Below are 680 nucleotides of genomic sequence, written 5' to 3' on the forward strand. Positions count from 1 at the left end.
GGGCCCAGAAGGCGTGGTGGCGCATCGCGCCGAGAAGCGTCCAGCCGTTGTCGACGAAATCAGGATCGGTCTTCTTCACCACATGCGGCGAGCCCGAGGCGAACAGCCGCCACGGCAGCAGCAGCAGCGGCACCAGCAGCCCCAATGCTGCAAAGCCGAACAGCTGATAGGTGCCGCGCCAGCCGAGATGGTCGATCAGGAGCTGCGAGGCCGGCAGCAGCGCCAGCACGCCGCCGCCCATCGCCGAATACACCACCGACATCGCGGTCGGCAGGCGCGGCCCGAACCAGCGACCGAGCAGGATCGAGTTCGGCACGATGCCGATGAAGGCGACGCCGATGCCGACGCAGAGGCCGATCGAGAGCTGGAACTGCCACAGATGCTGTGCGTGCGCTGCAATCAGGAACGCCGCGCCCAGCAGCGATAGCCCGAGCGCATAGACGATGCGCGGTCCGGAATGATCGAACAGCCGTCCGACGAAGGGGGCGGTGAGACCGCTCGCGAGCCAGGTGAGCGAATAGACCGAGACGATCTGTGCGCGGTCCCAGCCAAAACTTTCCGAGATCGGCTTCAGGAAAACCGTAAAACTGTCGCCGAGCCCACGGCCCAGCACGGCCAGTGTGAAGCACAGAGCGAGCACGGTGAGGGCGATGCGCACGGCGCCTTCCGGCGTCGCCGCG

General features: G+C 66.8%; 1 protein-coding gene. It reads right to left on the reverse strand.

Going from position 1 to position 680, the window contains the following annotated elements; genetic code table 11:
* Nucleotides 1–680: MFS transporter (locus AC1D00_RS44065; protein WP_477015068.1), on the reverse strand; the 680-nt coding region annotated here is incomplete at both ends.

It is taken from the genome of Bradyrhizobium sp. P2_E8 (genome assembly GCF_056403875.1).